Source organism: Paraburkholderia sp. A1RI_3L (genome assembly GCF_048957895.1).
GTDB lineage: Bacteria > Pseudomonadota > Gammaproteobacteria > Burkholderiales > Burkholderiaceae > Paraburkholderia > Paraburkholderia kururiensis.
In genome coordinates this window covers 158,435-173,545 of record NZ_JARCHA010000002.1, presented here as the reverse complement: position 1 = coordinate 173,545, position 15,111 = coordinate 158,435, and the positions used below count along the sequence as shown (strand labels likewise).

The window sequence follows — 15,111 nt, the reverse complement described above, 5'->3', positions numbered from 1 at the left end:
ACTCCTCACGAAGAAGCCTCACGCCTTCAGCTTCTTCACTCCCAGCCAATCCAGCACCATGCGTTCATAGGCCGGTTCCGTTCCGCCCGTGCGCATGCGGTGCATGAAGTACTTCTCGAAGCCGATCTTGGCCACGTGCACCCACTTTCCTTCGCTCGACCAGTTGAGGTTGCGCGGCGGAATCTGCGGGAGGGCGACGAAGGCGACGCCGCGGTCGCCGAAGTCGGCGAGGCACACGGCATTCCACGTGGCGCGCGTCGACGGTTCGCGTCCGTCGAGCACCGCGCGGATGTTTTCCGCCGTCGCGCTCACCATCGACTCGATCATGAATCCCGTTTTCGGCACGCCGGTAGGCACGGGCGTGGTCTCGATCGGCGCAATGGCCACGCACACGCCCACCGCGTAGACGTTGGCATACGTGGGATTGCGCTGAAATTCGTCGATCACGACGAAGCCGCGCGGATTGGTGAGCTTCTCGATGCCGGCTACGGCGTCCACACCCTTGAACGCGGGCAGCATCATGGCGTAGCGGAACGGCAGTTCATGGCTGCGCCGTTCGTGGCCCAGGTCGTCGTACTCAGTGACGAACATTTTGTCCGCTTCCACGCGCGTGGTCTTTGCGTTGCAGATCCACTTGATGTCGTGCTCGCGCATGGCCGACTCCAGCATGCCCTTGGAGTCCCCGACGCCGCCCAGGCCGAGGTGCCCGACATACGGCTCGGCCGTGACGAACGTCATGGGCACGCGGTCGCGGATTTTGCGTCGGCGCAGGTCGGCGTCCATGATCATCGCGTACTCGTACGCCGGGCCGTAACACGACGCGCCCTGGACCGCGCCCACCACGATCGGCCCCGGGTTGGCGACGAACGCGTCCCATTGGCTCGCGGCCTGTTCGGCGTGATCGACATGGCAGATGGACGCCGTATGCCCTTGCGGCCCCAGGCCGTCCACCTCTTCGAACGCCAGTTTCGGACCCGTCGCAATGACGAGGTAGTCGTAAGCGAGCAGCCTGCCGTCCGTCAGCTCGATTTCGTTGCGTTCAGGGTGCACGCTTCGCGCCCGAAGCGTCGAAGCCGATGCCTTTGCGATCGAGCACGGGGCGCAGTTCGACGTCGACATCCTCGCGCTTGCGCCATCGCACGGCCACCCACGGATTCGACGGCACGAAATGGAAATGCGTGTCGTCCGAGACGACGGTCACGCGATCGTCGTGACGTGCCGCCTTGCGCATTGCGTAGGCCATCGACAGGCCGCCGAGGCCTGCCCCCAGAATCACGATATGAGCCATGGTGTCTCCTCCTTGGGTGCGCCACGTGGCGCAGGGAATCTCTTTCTGTCGCCCGCCTTCTTCTCCATGGAGCGGTACGGTCAGCGCGATCCGCGCGATGGCTGCGATCAGTGCAGCATCGCGTTGATTTGTGCGAGCTGCTCCTCGTCGAGTTCACCGGCGGCCGCAGCCAGCCGCAGCCGGTTCAGCGCAATCTGATAGCGCGCCGCCGCGAGGTCGCGCCGTGTCGCGAACAACGCCTGCCCCGCGTTGAGGACGTCGATCGACGGCCGATCGCCTGCCTCGAAGCCCGTGCGGTTGGCGTCCAGTTGCAATTCGGCCGAGTGCAGCGCCTGCGTGAGCGCCGTGACCTGGACCTTCGAACTCTGCAAGCCGAGGAACGCCTGCCGCACCTCGCGCGCAACGGCGACGCGCGCGGCGTCTTCATCCAGCCCCGCGCGGTTGAGGAGCGCCGCGCTTTCTTCGGCCTTCGCGCTGCGCAGGCCGCCCGTGTAGAGCGGGATGGTGACCATGATGCCGACCACGGCGCTGTTGCTGCGCATCGAGCTGTTGCCGCCGTAGCCTGCACCGTTCATGCGGTCGCCGATGTACGAGGCGAACGCATCCACCGTCGTGCCGGCGCCGGGCCGGTAGCGCGACGTCTCCGCCTGCGCGTTGTCCACGCCAAGCCGGCGCAGTTCGATCAACGGATTGCCGGTCATGGCGCGCGACTGCCAGTCGGCGAAGTCGCCCGCTTGGAGGGACTCCAACGCAGACTTCACGGCCGCCGTGTTGCCGGGGCGGCGCAGCGCCGTGTCGGGGTTGCCGGTGAGGTCGCGCAGTTCGGCGCGCTTGAGGTCGAGCGCCGTTTGCGCGGCCAGCATCTGTGCCTCGGCGAGATCGGCGCGCGCCTTGGCGTCGTTGACGTCGGTGATCGCGGCGTCGCCCGCTTCGAAGCGGCCCTGGGCGATGCGGCTCGCCTCGAGCGCCGCTTCGCGCGTGGACTTCAGCGCGGCGACATCGTCTTCGGCGGCGAGCACGGCGAAGTACGCCTGGGCAACCTGGAGCAGCAGCGTTTGCCGCGCGAGCCGCAGCGAGGCGTCGCCCGCGTCCGCCGCATTGTTCATCTGCCGGGCGTCGGCGTTCTTTGCTGCGCTGTAGAGGTTCTCTTTGATGGTCACGGCCCAGCCCGCACCCGTGGCGCCTGCTGCACGCGTATCGAACGCGATGCCGTTGCTCGACCCGAAGCCGCCGCCGGCGAAGTGCGCGCCGGTCGTTTCCTGATCGACGGTTCCGTAGCGCACGTTGCCGGTCGCGAAGACCTGGGGCAGGAAGCCCGCGCGGCCCTGCTTGCGCCGCGTTGCATCGGCCTGGTTCTGGGCCACGGCGGCGGCATAGACCGGATCGTGCGCGAGGGCATCGTGGGCAGCGGCGAGCAGGTCGGTCTCGGCATGTGCCACTGAACTGACCGCCGCGAGCGCGATCGCCCATGCAGACAGGCTGGATCTCATGGCAGCCACCGTTCGGTACGCGACATCATCGGCCCCCGCGCTTCATGCACCGCCGCGCACGCCGAGCTTGCGCAGGAAGATTTCCATTGGACACCACTGCGTCAGGCCGCTTTGCAGCAGGTTGGCGCCCACGAACACCGTGACCCAGAGCCACCAGCTGCTCATGAAAAGCGGACTGGCCGGCGCACCGAGCGCCAGCGTGACGAGGATGACGATGCCCGCGAAGACGCGCGTGATTTGCCAGGAGGTCATGATGGGCTCCTTAGGAGTGGGAAGGAGAGGACGGAGAGGACGACACGGCCGCGAAACGCCGCCGGTACGCCGTGTAGTAGAGCAGCGGGATTACGACGAGCGTGAGCAGCGTCGAGACCAGCACCCCGAAGATGAGCGAGACGGCGAGGCCGTTGAAGATCGGGTCGTCGAGGATGAAGAGCGCGCCGATCATCGCCGCCACCGCCGTAAGCAGAATGGGCTGCGCCCGCGTGGCGGCCGACTGCACGACCGCGTCGCGGAACGGCACGCCGGCCGCCACCTGCAGATTGATGAAGTCCACCAGCAGGATCGAATTGCGCACGATGATGCCGGCGAGCGCGATCATGCCGATCATCGACGTCGCCGTGAACTGCGCGCCGAGCAGCGCGTGCCCCGGCATCACGCCGATGATCGTGAGCGGGATGGGCGCCATGATGATGAGCGGCGTGAGGTATGAGCCGAACTCCGCGACCACGAGCAGATAGATGAGCACGAGGCCCACCGCGTAGGCAATGCCCATGTCGCGGAACGTTTCGTAGGTGACCTGCCATTCGCCGTCCCACTTGATGGAGAAGCCGCGATACGGGTCGTCGGGCTGGCTCACGAACCATTCCCCAAGCGTGCCGCCGCCCGGCACGGGCAGCTTCGCAAGACGGCCGCGCATCTCGAACATGCCGTAGAGCGGACTGTCCACCTTGCCGGCCATGTCGCCCACCACATAGGTAACGGGCAGCAGATCCTTGTGATAGATGGGCTGCTCGACGTGGGTGTCGCGCTGCCGCACCAGTTCAGAGAGCGGGACGAGTTGGCCCTCGCTGCCCCGCACGGTCAACGCGAGCAGGGCCGATGCGTCGCCGCCCAGTGTGGCCGGCAACACGAGACGGACCGGCGCGGGGTACTTGCTGCCGTCGCGAACATAGGTGACGTCGTCCCCGGTGAGACCTGTGCGCAGCGTCTGCGCGACGTCCTGCTGCGATACGCCGACGAGGCCCGCCTTGCGCCGGTCGAGTTCGAAGTCGCGCTGGGCCGCGGCCACCACCGTGCTGTCGTCGATATCGACCACACCCGGCGTCGAGGCGAACACGCCGCGCACCGCATGCGCGACGGCATTGCGCTGCGGCGCGCCCGCGCCGTACACCTCGGCCACGATGGGCGCGAGCACCGGCGGCCCGGGCGGCACTTCCACCACCTTCACGCGCGCACCATTGCGCTGCGCGATGCGCTCCAGCGCGGGCCGCACCGACGTCGCGATGGCATGGCTTTGCCGGTGGCGCTTCGACTGCTCGACGAGATTGACCTGAATGTCGCCCACGTTGCCGCCCGCGCGCAGGTAGTACTGACGCACGAGTCCGTTGAAGTTGATGGGCGCACTGAGCCCGGCGTAAGCCTGCCAGGTCGCCGTCTCCGGCACCGTGGCGAGGTAGGCGCCCATCTCGTTCAACACGCCGGCTGTTCGTTCAAGCGGCGTGCCCTCGGGCATGTCGACTACTACCTGGAACTCCGATTTGTTGTCGAAGGGCAGCATCTTCAGCACGACGAGCTGAAGCACGGGCAGCACGAGCGACAGCGCAATGGCGCCCGCCACGCCGAGCCACAGCAGCTTGCGGTTGCGCGAGCCGCGCGTTTCGTCGAGAAACGGCGCGAACACGCGGGCAAAGAACGGCTGGAGCTTCGCGCGCAACTTGCCCTGGGCACCTTCGCCGCTAGTACTGTCTGTGCCGTGATGACTGTGAGCAAGCCACATGCGCGAGAGCCACGGCGTGACGATGAACGCGACGGACAGCGAGATGGCCATGCCCATGCTCGCGTTGATCGGAATGGGGCTCATGTATGGCCCCATCAGGCCCGTGACGAACGCCATGGGAAGCAGCGCTGCAATCACCGTGAGCGTGGCGAGAATGGTGGGGCCGCCCACCTCGTCCACGGCGCGCGGAATCACGGACGCAAGCGGCGCATGAGGCTCCAGTTGCCGATGGCGATGAATGTTCTCGACGACCACGATCGCGTCGTCCACGAGAATGCCGATGGAGAGAATCAACGCGAACAGCGACACGCGGTTCAGCGTGAAGCCCCAGGCCCACGATGCGAAGAGCGTCGCGGTGAGCGTGAGGACCACGGCCACGCCGACCACCGACGCCTCGCGCCAGCCGAGCGCGAAGAGCACGAGCACCACGACCGAGGTGGTGGCGAACGCGAGCTTCTCGATCAGCTTCATTGCCTTCGCGTTGGCCGTGACGCCGTAGTCGCGTGCCACTTCGACTTTCACGTCGGCGGGAATCACGGTGTTGCGCAGCGTGTCGACGCGCTGTAGCACGTTCTTCGCGACCGTGACGGCGTTTTCGCCGGCCTTCTTGGTGACCGTGACGGAGACGGCCGGATACTGCGGGGGATGCGCGCCGGCAATGCCTTCCCACACATAGTGTGTCGGGGCGGGCGGACCTTCCACCACGGCCGCCACGTCGGAGACGAAGACGGGATGACCGTTGTGGACCGCGACGATGACGTCGCCCACGTCGCGCGCGTTGTCCAGTACCGGGCCGCTCTCGATGTGGATGCTGCTGTTTTCGCGCACGAGGTCGCCCACCGTGGCGCTCGCGTTGGCGGTAACGAGCACGCGCCGCAGGTCGTCTACCGTGACGCCCGCCGCGCGCATGCGGCCGGGATCGAGCAGTACGTTGACGGCACGTTGCGGGCCGCCAATGGTCGTCACTTCGCGCGTGCCGGGCACACGCTTCAGTTCGGCCTCGATGGAATGGCCCACGCGCTCCAGGTCGTATGCGTTGCCGCCCGGGCGCGTGGAGTACAGCGTGAGCACGACGATGGGCACGTCGTCGATGCCTTTGGGTTTGATGAGCGGCGGCAGCACGCCGAGGTTTTTCGGCAGCCAGTCCTGGTTGGAGAACACCGTGTCGTAGAGCCGCACGAGCGCTTCCGTGCGCGGCACGCCCACCTTGAACTGCACCGTCAGCACGGCAAGCCCCGGGCGCGACACGGACATGACGTGCTCGATGCCGCTGATTTGCGCCAGCACCTGTTCGGCCGGCCCCGCGACCATGCGCTCCACGTCGCGCGCGCTGGCACCGGGGAAGGGCACGAGCACGTTCGCCATCGTGACGTTGATCTGCGGCTCTTCTTCACGCGGCGTCATCATCATCGCGAAGAGACCGAGCAGCAGGGCGACGAGCGCAATGAGCGGCGTGATGCGGTTCTCGAGAAAGAACGCGGCGATGCGGCCGGAAATGCCCAGCTTCGGCGTGTCCATCGTCATGACGTGGCCTCGCCCTTCAATGCTTTGCGGCCGCGAGCGGATCGAGCGCGATGCGCTCGCCGGCCGACAGTCCCGCGAGAATTTCGACCTGGTCGGCACGCGTTTCGCCGGGGCGCACCTGGCGCAGCGACGCGCTGCCGTCGTTCGCGACGACGTAGACCGCCGTGACTTCGGTGCGACGCACCACGGCGGCAAGCGGGACCATCAGGCGCGGGCGCGGTGAGCCGACGAGGAAATGGGCGCGCGCGAACATGCCGGGGCGGGCCGCATCGCCCGCCGACGCGGGTAAGGCGAGCCGCACCTTGACCGAGTCGCTCAGCGGGTCGGTGACCGGCAGAACCGTGACCGACGCCGCGGTTTGCCAGTGCTGTGCGCCCGGCACGTCGGGCAATTCGATGCGCACCGGCAGATCCGTGCGCAGTGCCGTGGCGCGCGACTGCGGCACGGTCGCGACGGCGCGCAGCGCAGCGGGATCGAAGAGGGCGACGAGCGGCATGCCTGGCATGGCCATCGAACCCAGCTCCACGTCTACGCTCGCAATGGTGGCGGCGTAGGGCGCCGCGATGTTGTGCAGGCTGGGGCCCACAGCGGCGGCGCCGGCGTCGGCCTGTCTTGCCGCCGTCATGGAAGACGCCGACTGGTAACGGGCTTTCGCACGGTCCAGTGCAGCCTGGCTCACGTATTTGCGGTCGAACAGGAATTGCGTGCGTTCCAGCTCGCGTCGTGCGACATCGAGTTCCGCTTGCGCGGCGGCAGCCTGGGCCCGGACTGCGGCCAGTTGCTGGTCGGCCGCGCGCTGGTCGACGGCGAGCAGCTTTTGGCCTGCGCTCACGTGGTCGCCGGCCTTGACGAAGAGCCCCGTGATACGGCCGGAGACCTGGGCGGCGATGTTGGTCTGGCGCGCCGATTCCACGACCGCGTCTGTGACGATCTCGTCTGCAACCGGCGTGGGTTCGACCACGAGCGTGGCCAGTTTTTCGGCGTGAGCAGCCGGCACGGCGATGCCCAGTGCCGCGGCAAGCGCCCACCTCCGCAACAACGGAGCCGCTCCGTGGCGGGGACGGTCTCCTTGCGTCAGAACGCTGCGCCGCGCGGGCAGGGTGCACGTTGCCTGCGCAGGCCTTCCCATTGGTCTCGACGCCTGTTCTTGATGTTCATTGTTCATGGTGTGGCAACCATCGATGATGCAGATGCTGGTTTGCAGCCGATGCGCACACGGGCGCCATCTGCTGCACGTTCAATCTTCGGCCTGCGTTTCCTGCTGCTTTTGACTCACGTCAACGTCGGGTTCGTGTCAGTGCTTTCCCGATACGCTTGCCGTACGCCCGCGCAGCAAGCTTTCCCGCGGACGGTACAATGCCGGCGCACTGCCGCCTGCAAAGGCGCATCGGGCCGAACCCTTGTCAGGGGGGGCGACGGAGCGGGTTGTTGCAGCGATGAAATCGAAGAAGGGCGCCACCTTGGACTCCATTCCGGGCGCCTTTCGATATACACAAAACTAATATATATTTTTGTATATTGTTAGTCAATGATGACCGGACAGGACGTCATGAAAAAGATGCCAGCCTCTATACCGACACAGGCGCTCACCGGACTGCGCAAGTCCGCGGCGCAATGCAGTGCGCTTCTCAAGGCCATGGCGCACGAAGACCGTCTGCTGCTTCTTTGCCAGTTGACGGAGGGCGAGTTCAACGTCGGAGAACTCGAAGAGCGGGTGGGTCTGCATCAGCCCAGTCTCTCGCAGCAACTGGGCGTGCTGCGCGAGGAAGGGCTGATCGCGGCGCGACGCGACGGGAAGTACATGTACTACAGCCTCGCCAACCCGGCAGTCGTCTCCATCATGGAAACGCTTGCGGAGTTGTACTGCGGCCGCGCAGCACGCAAAACGGGCGCGGGCTCACGTAGCTAGCCGCGCCGCAGCCGGGCGTTTCGCGCGCATTCACGGCGCTCGACAGGCTCATTCGGGCGGGCCCACCCAGCCGGCTTACTGGCCTGCTTACTTGCCGGCTTACTCGCCTGCGGCGCCATGCCGTTATGCCGCCATGCCGGCTCCGCGGCCATGCTCACCAGCCGAGCTCTTCCTGCTGGTTTTCGAACGTCCGAAGCTTGTCGAGCTGCGCTTTGGTCAGCACCGCCTGCATGCGCTTGTGAGCGTCTGCCGACGAGTCGATCATCTTCTGACGAATGCCGTCGATCGCCTTGTACGCGTCGTCGATCGCAGCGGCGTCGCGTTTGGGCGCGTCGTAAAGATCCCGCAGCTTCGCCTGCTGATCCATCATGCTGCCCATCAGCGCCCAGTGGGTTTTGCGCGTTTCGTCTTGTATCTGGTGGATCTTTCCGCGCTGTTCGTCGGTCAGGTTCAGGCCGCCCGTCCACGCGTCGGACATCATCATTCCCGGGCCCATGCCGTAACCGTAGCCGCGCATCATGCCGCGGCCCGCGCCGTAGCCCATCATGCCGCCGCCATAGCCCGGCCCGGCCCCGCCCATCATGCCGGGCCCCCATCCGTAGCCGCCTCTGCCGCATGGCGTCTGCGGCGTGCCATCCTGTCGCGAGGGGGATTGTGCAAGCGCGCTCGCTCCCAAGGTTGCCGCGACGACGACACCGGCAAGGCAGAGCGCAACGCGTTTCGGGTACGAAGCAGTGGACATGGCCATCTCCATTTGATCGGTCGGCTGCAAGGGCAAAGAGAACATCTGCACCGAGTCTAGAAAGACAGGCGAGGCGCCCATTGACTCACGTCAACCGGTGTCCGCGCAGGGGGCGTCGAGGCATGCCGGATTGACCAAAGGATTGACCAAAGAACGGTGAGCCGCGCCGCCGCGCCCGGTGAGCAAACATGCCGTTTCCCCGTGCCGCGCAGGAGACCCCGCATCGCTGCCGGCTTATCCTTGCGCTATGCTTGGCGAATGAGTTCCAGCGCCCATTCGCCCGCCGCACGGCCCCGGGAAGCTGGAGCAGATCTCACCTGACACGCGCGGGGCTCCATGGAAAACATCGGACATGAGACGCCCGAAGGGCAGGGTGCCGTGTTGCCCGTGGACGCGGCGCGCCTCGCGCAGACGGCCGCCAGTCCGCAGGCCCTGCTGCATCTGTTGAGCGTTGTGCTCAACCTCGTTCGCGAGGCGGCCTATCTGATCGACGAGGACGCGCGTTTTCTCTACGTCAACGACGAAGCCTGCCGCTCGCTCGGATACGACCGCGACGAGGCGCTGACCTTGCGCGTCATGGACATCGATCCCGAGTGGACCGACACGCGCTGGCGCGAGGCCTGGGACGAGTTGCGCGCGAAGGGCTCGCTCCTTGTCGAATCGACCCATCGGCGCAAAGACGGTCTGACCGTGCCCGTCGAGATCACGGCGAGTTATTTCGAGCACGGCGGGCGTGCCTACAACCTCGCGCTCGTGCGCGACATCACGGAACGCAGGCGAGCCGAAGGGCTGGCACTGGCGCAGTTCGAACTCGAGGCGCAGTTCCGGCGGCTTGCCGAAAGCACGCCCGACATCATCTGCCGCTACGACCGGCAATGCCGGCTCGTCTACGCGAACCCGGGCCTCGCCGCGATCATCGGCCGGCCCGTGCAGGACATGCTGGGCGCGACGCCCACCGGGCACACCGAGGATCCGCAATTTGCCGCATACGAGGCCGCCATTGCGGCCACGCTTGCAACCGGCGAGTCGCGCACGCTCGAACTCGTGTTCGGCGCACACGGGTGCGATCTGCGCTATCACCACGTTCGCATCACTGCGGAGCGCGGGCCGCACGAGGAGATCACGGGCGTGCTCGCGATCGGCCGCGACATCACCGAACGCCGCAACGCAGAAGAGCGGCTCTATGCGAGCGAGCAGGCGTTTCGCGCGCTCGTCGAGCATTCGCCCGATTACATCGCGCGCTACGACCTCGCGTTCCGGCGCGTCTACGCCAACCCGGCGCTGCTTGCGCTGCTCGCGCCCGCCGAGGTTCGTACGAGGGGCGTGGCGGCCATCGAGACGTCGCCCATCACGGACATTCCCGGCTACGTGGACCGGCTGCGGCACGTCGTCGAAACCGGCGCGGAATGGGTGGACGAAGTGCGGTTTCGCAACCGCCAGGGCGAGCTGCGCTGGGGCCATATGCGGATGGTTCCGGAGTTCGCGCCGGACGGACGCGTGGCTACCGTGCTCGCCATCTGCCGCGACATCGATGGACTCAAGCGCAGCGAGGAGCGCTTTCGCACGCTGGCCGAAAACTTCCCCGATCCGCTCGTCCGTTTCGATAGCGAATGCCGTTATCTCTACGTGAACCCGCGCGTGTCCGCGACGAGCGGCGTTTCGCAGGACGCGTTCGTCGGCAGGCGGATCGGCGAGATGAGCGCGGGCGTCAACGGCGTCCAGACGCGCATGCTGGAAGACGGCATTCGCGAAGTGTTCGCCACCGGCGAGGCCCGCGGGCTCGAAACGCACTGGGCCACGAACGGGGTCGGGCGAATCTACGAAGCGCGCCACATTCCCGAAAAGGACGCCGAGGGCAAGGTGGTGAGCGTGCTCACCGTGGCGCGCGACATCACGCCGCTGAGAACGGCCGAACTCGCCGCGCGCGCGAGCGAGGCCGCGTTTCGCACGCTGGCCGAAAACGCGCCGGAGATGATCGTGCGTTACGACCGCAGCGGCCGGCATGCCTACGTGAACCCGCGGTTCGAAGCGGTGTGCGGGGTGGCCGCCGAGGACGCGCTCGGCAAGACGCCAGCCGAATTGCCGGGCACGGCGATGCCCGAACTGCCGGCCATCACGACGACGCTCGAAGAGGTCATGGCAAGCGGCGTCGGCACGCGGTTCGATCTCACGTGGGAACGCGACGGCAAGCCGGTCGGCTGGCACGTGAGCGCCGTGCCCGAGCGCGATGCGGGCGGCGACATACGCGGGGCGCTCACCATCTGGACCGATATCACGGAGCGCTTGTATGCCGAGCATCAGCTGCGCGATTCGTATGCCTTGCTGCAGGAGCTCACGTCGCGGCGCGAAACGGCCCGCGAGGAAGAGCGCAAGCGCATTGCCCGCGAACTGCACGACGAACTGGGACAACACTTGACCGCGTTGCGCATGGGCGTGTCGGCGCTGCGGCTCGAATTTGCGCCGCACCATCCCGTGCTGGCGGAGCGTTGCCAATACCTGCTCGGACTCGCCGACGACACCATCGGCGTGGTGCGCAACGTCGTGGCTTCACTGCGGCCCGCGGCGCTCGACGCGGGCATTGTCGCGGCGCTCGAATGGCTCGCGGCCGAGCTTGCGCGCGATGGCCGCATCCGGTGCCGTCTGCGCGTGCCCGACGACAGCCTCGTTCTCGACGAGGCGCTGGCCGTCGCGCTCTTTCGCATCGTGCAGGAGGCGCTGACGAACGTCGTGCGGCACGCGTCGGCGGAGCAGGTCACGATCTCGCTTGCCCAGGCGAACGACGACTGGGTGCTCGAAGTGCGCGACGACGGGCGCGGCTTCGATTCCACGACCGTGCGCGAGAAGTCGTTCGGCCTTGTCGGCATGCGCGAGCGCGCGCTGATGCTGGGCGGCGAGATCTCGATTGCGAGCGCGCGGGGCTGCGGCACTTCCGTTGCCGTACGCATTCCGATGAACGGCGCACAGCGCATACGGCGCACGGACTGAACGCGTCGCGCGGGTGAGGTTGCTGGGGTGGGCATGGCCGGCGTGCGTCGGCTGGCGCCGTTAAACTGACGAAATCGCTTACGTCCTGCCGCAAGCTTTCGTCTTGAATCCTTCTGCCGACCTGATCGTTGCGCGCCCCGAAGGTTTGTATTGTCCGGCGGGCGATTTTTATATCGATCCGTGGCGTCCCGTGGAGCGGGCCGTGATCACTCACGCGCACGCCGATCACGCGCGGGCGGGGCACGGCCGTTACCTTGCGTCGGCCGCCGGTGCCGGCGTGCTGCTCGCGCGACTGCCCGGCATCAGCCTGCAAGCCGTGGCGTATGGCGAGCGGCTCACCCTCAACGGCGTGACGGTATCGCTGCATCCCGCAGGCCACGTGCTCGGCTCGGCCCAGGTGCGCCTCGAACATCGCGGTCGCGTGTGGGTGGTCTCCGGCGACTACAAGCTCGAAGCGGATCCCACCTGCGATGCTTTCGAGCCGGTGCGGTGCGACACCTTCATCACCGAATCCACTTTCGGCCTGCCCGTGTACCGATGGGAACCCGCGCACAGCGTGTTCGAAGGCATCGACTCGTGGTGGCGCCACAACGCGGCGCAGGCGCGCGCGTCGGTGCTGTTCTGCTATTCGTTCGGCAAGGCGCAGCGCATTCTGGCGGGCGTCGATGCCGCCATCGGCCCGATCTTCTGCCACGGCGCGGTCGAGCCGCTCAACCGCGCGTATCGCGCGGCGAGCGTGGCCTTGCCCGAGACGCGGCTCACGGCCGACATGCCGCCGAAGGCGCGCGACGTGTTCAAGGGCGCGCTCATTGTTGCGCCGCCTTCCGCGCAGGGCAGCGTGTGGCTGCGCCGCTTCGGCAATTACAGCGACGCCTTCGCGTCGGGCTGGATGCGGCTGCGCGGCACGCGTCGCCGGCGCGGCGTGGACCGCGGCTTCGTGCTTTCCGATCACGCGGACTGGCCCGGGCTTCTGAGCGCGATTGCTGCGACGAAGGCTGAACGCGTCATCGTCACGCACGGGCATGTCGAGCCGCTCGTGCGCTGGCTGCGCGAGACAGGGCTCGAAGCCGAAGCGTTCGCCACCGAGTACGGCGGCGACGCGGTGGAAGCGGACGCGGTGGCGCAGTCGCTTGATGCCGCGGCGGCGGGTGGATCGCCTGAATCGCCCGCATCGCTCGCATCGCTCGCGCAAAAGCAGTCGGCATCGCGGCACGATGCCAACGCCGGCGACCACGCGGAGGACAGCGAACGCGCGGACGCAGGCGAGAACCCGGACACCGCCGCAGATGCTTCCGGAGACACGCCGTCATGAGGCGTTTCGCTGCGCTCTACGCGGCGCTGGACGCCACCACGTCCACGCGCGACAAGCTCGACGCGCTCATCGCGTACTTCCGCGCGGTGCCGCCCGAAGACGCCGCGTGGGCCTCGTACTTTCTCGCGGGCGGCAAGCCGCGGCAGTCGGTGCCCACGCGTTTGCTTGTCGAGATCGCGCGCGAGCGCGCAGGCTTGCCCGAGTGGCTCTTCGACGAGTCGTACGAGGCCGTGGGCGATCTCGCGGAAACCATCGCGCACATCCTGCCGCCCGCGGCACGCACGACGGAACTCGGTCTCGCGCAATGGATCGAGGATCGGCTGCTGCTCCTGCGCGGAGCGGCTCCCGAGACGCTGCGCGAGCGGCTCACTGCGTGGTGGGACGAACTGGACTGGAGCGGCCGTTTTCTGCTCATCAAGCTGATTGGCGGCGGCTTCCGGGTGGGCGTGGCGCGGCAGCTCGTCGTGCGTGCGCTGGCCGATGTAGCGGGCGTCGATCACAAGCTCGTCGCTCAGCGCATGGTCGGCTGGACGGATTCGCGTCAGACGCCGGACGCCGCGCGCTATCTGCGCCTCGTCGCGCCCGCGTGGCAGGAGAGCGCCCGCGACGGCGACGCGCAGACCGGACAGCAGCCGTTGCGCGCGGACCTCGCGACGCAGGTGCATGCGGGCGACGCCGGGCTGCCGTATCCGTTCTTTCTCGCGCATCCGTTGCAGGACGAGCCGGCGTCGCTCGGCGCGCGAAGCGACTGGCTCGTGGAATGGAAGTGGGACGGCATTCGTGCGCAACTCGTCAAGCGCGCGGGATGCGTGTGGCTGTGGTCGCGCGGTGAGGACCTGATCACCGACCGCTTTCCCGAGATCGAAGCGCTTGGCCGCGCGCTGCCGGACGGTTACGTGATCGACGGCGAAATCCTCGCGTGGGCGCCCGGCGCCGCCGTGCCGCTGCCGTTCGCGCAACTGCAGCCGCGCATTACGCGCAAGACGCTCACGAAGAAGGTGCTGGCCGACTATCCGGCCACCTTCGTGGCCTACGACCTGCTCGAAGCGCAAGGCGAAGATCTGCGGACCACGCCGCTCGAAGTGCGTCGCGCGCGGCTTGAAAAACTTGGCTCGCCTGGCATGCCGGGCCAGCCCGCAGTCGAGGTTGCCGCGCCGCCGCTGCGTCTGTCGCCGCTCGTCACGGCGGCCGAGGCACCGGACTGGGCCGCGCTCGCCGCGCTGCGCGAAGAAAGCCGCGCGCGCGGCGTGGAAGGCCTGATGCTGAAGGGGCGCGAGTCGCTGTACGGCGTGGGTCGCACGAAGACGGCGGGCGCGTGGTGGAAATGGAAGATCGATCCCTACGCGGTGGATGCAGTGCTGCTCTACGCGCAGCCCGGACACGGCCGGCGCGCCAGCTTGTACACGGACTTCACCTTCGCCGTGTGGGACGAGGCCGGCGGCGTGCGCACGCTGGTGCCCTTCGCCAAGGCCTATTCGGGGCTCACGGATGCCGAGATGCGCGAGGTGGATGCGATCGTGCGCAAGACGACGGTCGAGAAGTTCGGCCCGGTGCGCAGCCTGCGGCCCACGCTCGTGTTCGAAATCGGCTTCGAGGGCATTCAGGCGAGCGGGCGGCACAAGTCGGGCGTGGCCGTGCGCTTTCCGCGCATGCTGCGCTGGCGTACGGACAAGAGCATTGAAGACGCCGATACGCTCGCCACGCTGAAGGGCTTTATCAAGGGCTAGAACATCGCCTGGTGTGTCCCCTTGCGGGCGTCGGGCCTTGTTACGTGCCCTTTTTGTGCTGGCGGCGCGTTCGCCATTCCTTATCGAAACCTCTTTCCGTTCCTTCTTCGATACTGTATAAATATACAGGTATCGGCG

Annotated in this window: 9 protein-coding genes and 1 pseudogene; 4 read left to right on the top strand and 6 right to left on the bottom strand. The window is 67.3% G+C overall.

Features of this window, described 5'->3' with window-relative positions:
* Window positions 1-18: 18 nt before the first annotated feature.
* The 5 genes and pseudogenes from PXJ20_RS06865 to PXJ20_RS06845 form a co-directional block, all read right to left on the bottom strand.
* Window positions 19-1,288 (bottom strand): annotated as a pseudogene (locus PXJ20_RS06865) (NAD(P)/FAD-dependent oxidoreductase).
* A gap of 107 nt (window positions 1,289-1,395) precedes the next feature.
* Window positions 1,396-2,778, bottom strand: coding sequence for a TolC family protein (locus tag PXJ20_RS06860; protein ID WP_421029620.1), 1,383 nt, complete (start codon window positions 2,776-2,778; stop codon window positions 1,396-1,398).
* Window positions 2,779-2,820: 42 nt separating this feature from the next.
* Complete coding sequence (locus PXJ20_RS06855; RefSeq protein ID WP_017776196.1) at window positions 2,821-3,030, bottom strand: YgaP family membrane protein; 210 nt, start codon at window positions 3,028-3,030, stop codon at window positions 2,821-2,823.
* 10 nt (window positions 3,031-3,040) lie between these two features.
* The gene (locus PXJ20_RS06850; RefSeq protein WP_421030937.1) at window positions 3,041-6,292 is read right to left on the bottom strand and encodes an efflux RND transporter permease subunit; all 3,252 of its coding nucleotides are present in this window, start codon (window positions 6,290-6,292) and stop codon (window positions 3,041-3,043) included.
* A 22-nt stretch (window positions 6,293-6,314) separates the two neighbouring features.
* Window positions 6,315-7,337, bottom strand: coding sequence for an efflux RND transporter periplasmic adaptor subunit (locus PXJ20_RS06845; RefSeq protein ID WP_233425756.1), 1,023 nt, complete (start codon window positions 7,335-7,337; stop codon window positions 6,315-6,317).
* A 510-nt stretch (window positions 7,338-7,847) separates the two neighbouring features.
* Here PXJ20_RS06845 and PXJ20_RS06840 point away from each other — a divergent pair.
* On the top strand, window positions 7,848-8,207 hold the full coding sequence (locus PXJ20_RS06840; protein WP_017776199.1) for a helix-turn-helix domain-containing protein: 360 nt from the start codon (window positions 7,848-7,850) through the stop codon (window positions 8,205-8,207).
* A gap of 154 nt (window positions 8,208-8,361) precedes the next feature.
* Here the strand turns inward: PXJ20_RS06840 and PXJ20_RS06835 are convergent, their stop codons facing one another.
* Window positions 8,362-8,949: a Spy/CpxP family protein refolding chaperone gene (locus PXJ20_RS06835; RefSeq protein WP_411828934.1), complete on the bottom strand. Its 588-nt coding sequence runs from the start codon at window positions 8,947-8,949 to the stop codon at window positions 8,362-8,364.
* Between the two features lie 336 nt (window positions 8,950-9,285).
* Here PXJ20_RS06835 and PXJ20_RS06830 point away from each other — a divergent pair, with 336 nt between their 5' ends.
* From PXJ20_RS06830 to PXJ20_RS06820, 3 genes are all read left to right on the top strand, one after another.
* Window positions 9,286-11,934 (top strand): PAS domain-containing sensor histidine kinase, encoded by a 2,649-nt coding sequence (locus PXJ20_RS06830; RefSeq protein WP_017776201.1) that lies wholly within the window; start codon window positions 9,286-9,288, stop codon window positions 11,932-11,934.
* A 103-nt stretch (window positions 11,935-12,037) separates the two neighbouring features.
* A complete protein-coding gene (locus PXJ20_RS06825) occupies window positions 12,038-13,246 on the top strand; it encodes a ligase-associated DNA damage response exonuclease (protein ID WP_421029619.1) in 1,209 nt (402 codons plus the stop codon).
* The gene (locus PXJ20_RS06820; protein ID WP_421029618.1) at window positions 13,243-14,973 is read left to right on the top strand and encodes an ATP-dependent DNA ligase; all 1,731 of its coding nucleotides are present in this window, start codon (window positions 13,243-13,245) and stop codon (window positions 14,971-14,973) included. The genes PXJ20_RS06825 and PXJ20_RS06820 overlap by 4 nt, the downstream gene beginning before the upstream one ends.
* Window positions 14,974-15,111: the final 138 nt, after the last annotated feature.

Excerpts from the sequence above, each read along its gene's own strand:
- PXJ20_RS06860 (WP_421029620.1), bottom strand. The coding sequence starts at position 2,778 with ATGAGATCCAGCCTGTCTGCATGGGCGATCGCGCTCGCGGCGGTCAGT.
- PXJ20_RS06855 (WP_017776196.1), bottom strand. The coding sequence starts at position 3,030 with ATGACCTCCTGGCAAATCACGCGCGTCTTCGCGGGCATCGTCATCCTC.
- PXJ20_RS06850 (WP_421030937.1), bottom strand. The coding sequence starts at position 6,292 with ATGGACACGCCGAAGCTGGGCATTTCCGGCCGCATCGCCGCGTTCTTT.
- PXJ20_RS06840 (WP_017776199.1), top strand. The coding sequence starts at position 7,848 with ATGAAAAAGATGCCAGCCTCTATACCGACACAGGCGCTCACCGGACTG.
- PXJ20_RS06835 (WP_411828934.1), bottom strand. The coding sequence starts at position 8,949 with ATGTCCACTGCTTCGTACCCGAAACGCGTTGCGCTCTGCCTTGCCGGT.
- PXJ20_RS06830 (WP_017776201.1), top strand. The coding sequence starts at position 9,286 with ATGGAAAACATCGGACATGAGACGCCCGAAGGGCAGGGTGCCGTGTTG.
- PXJ20_RS06820 (WP_421029618.1), top strand. The coding sequence starts at position 13,243 with ATGAGGCGTTTCGCTGCGCTCTACGCGGCGCTGGACGCCACCACGTCC.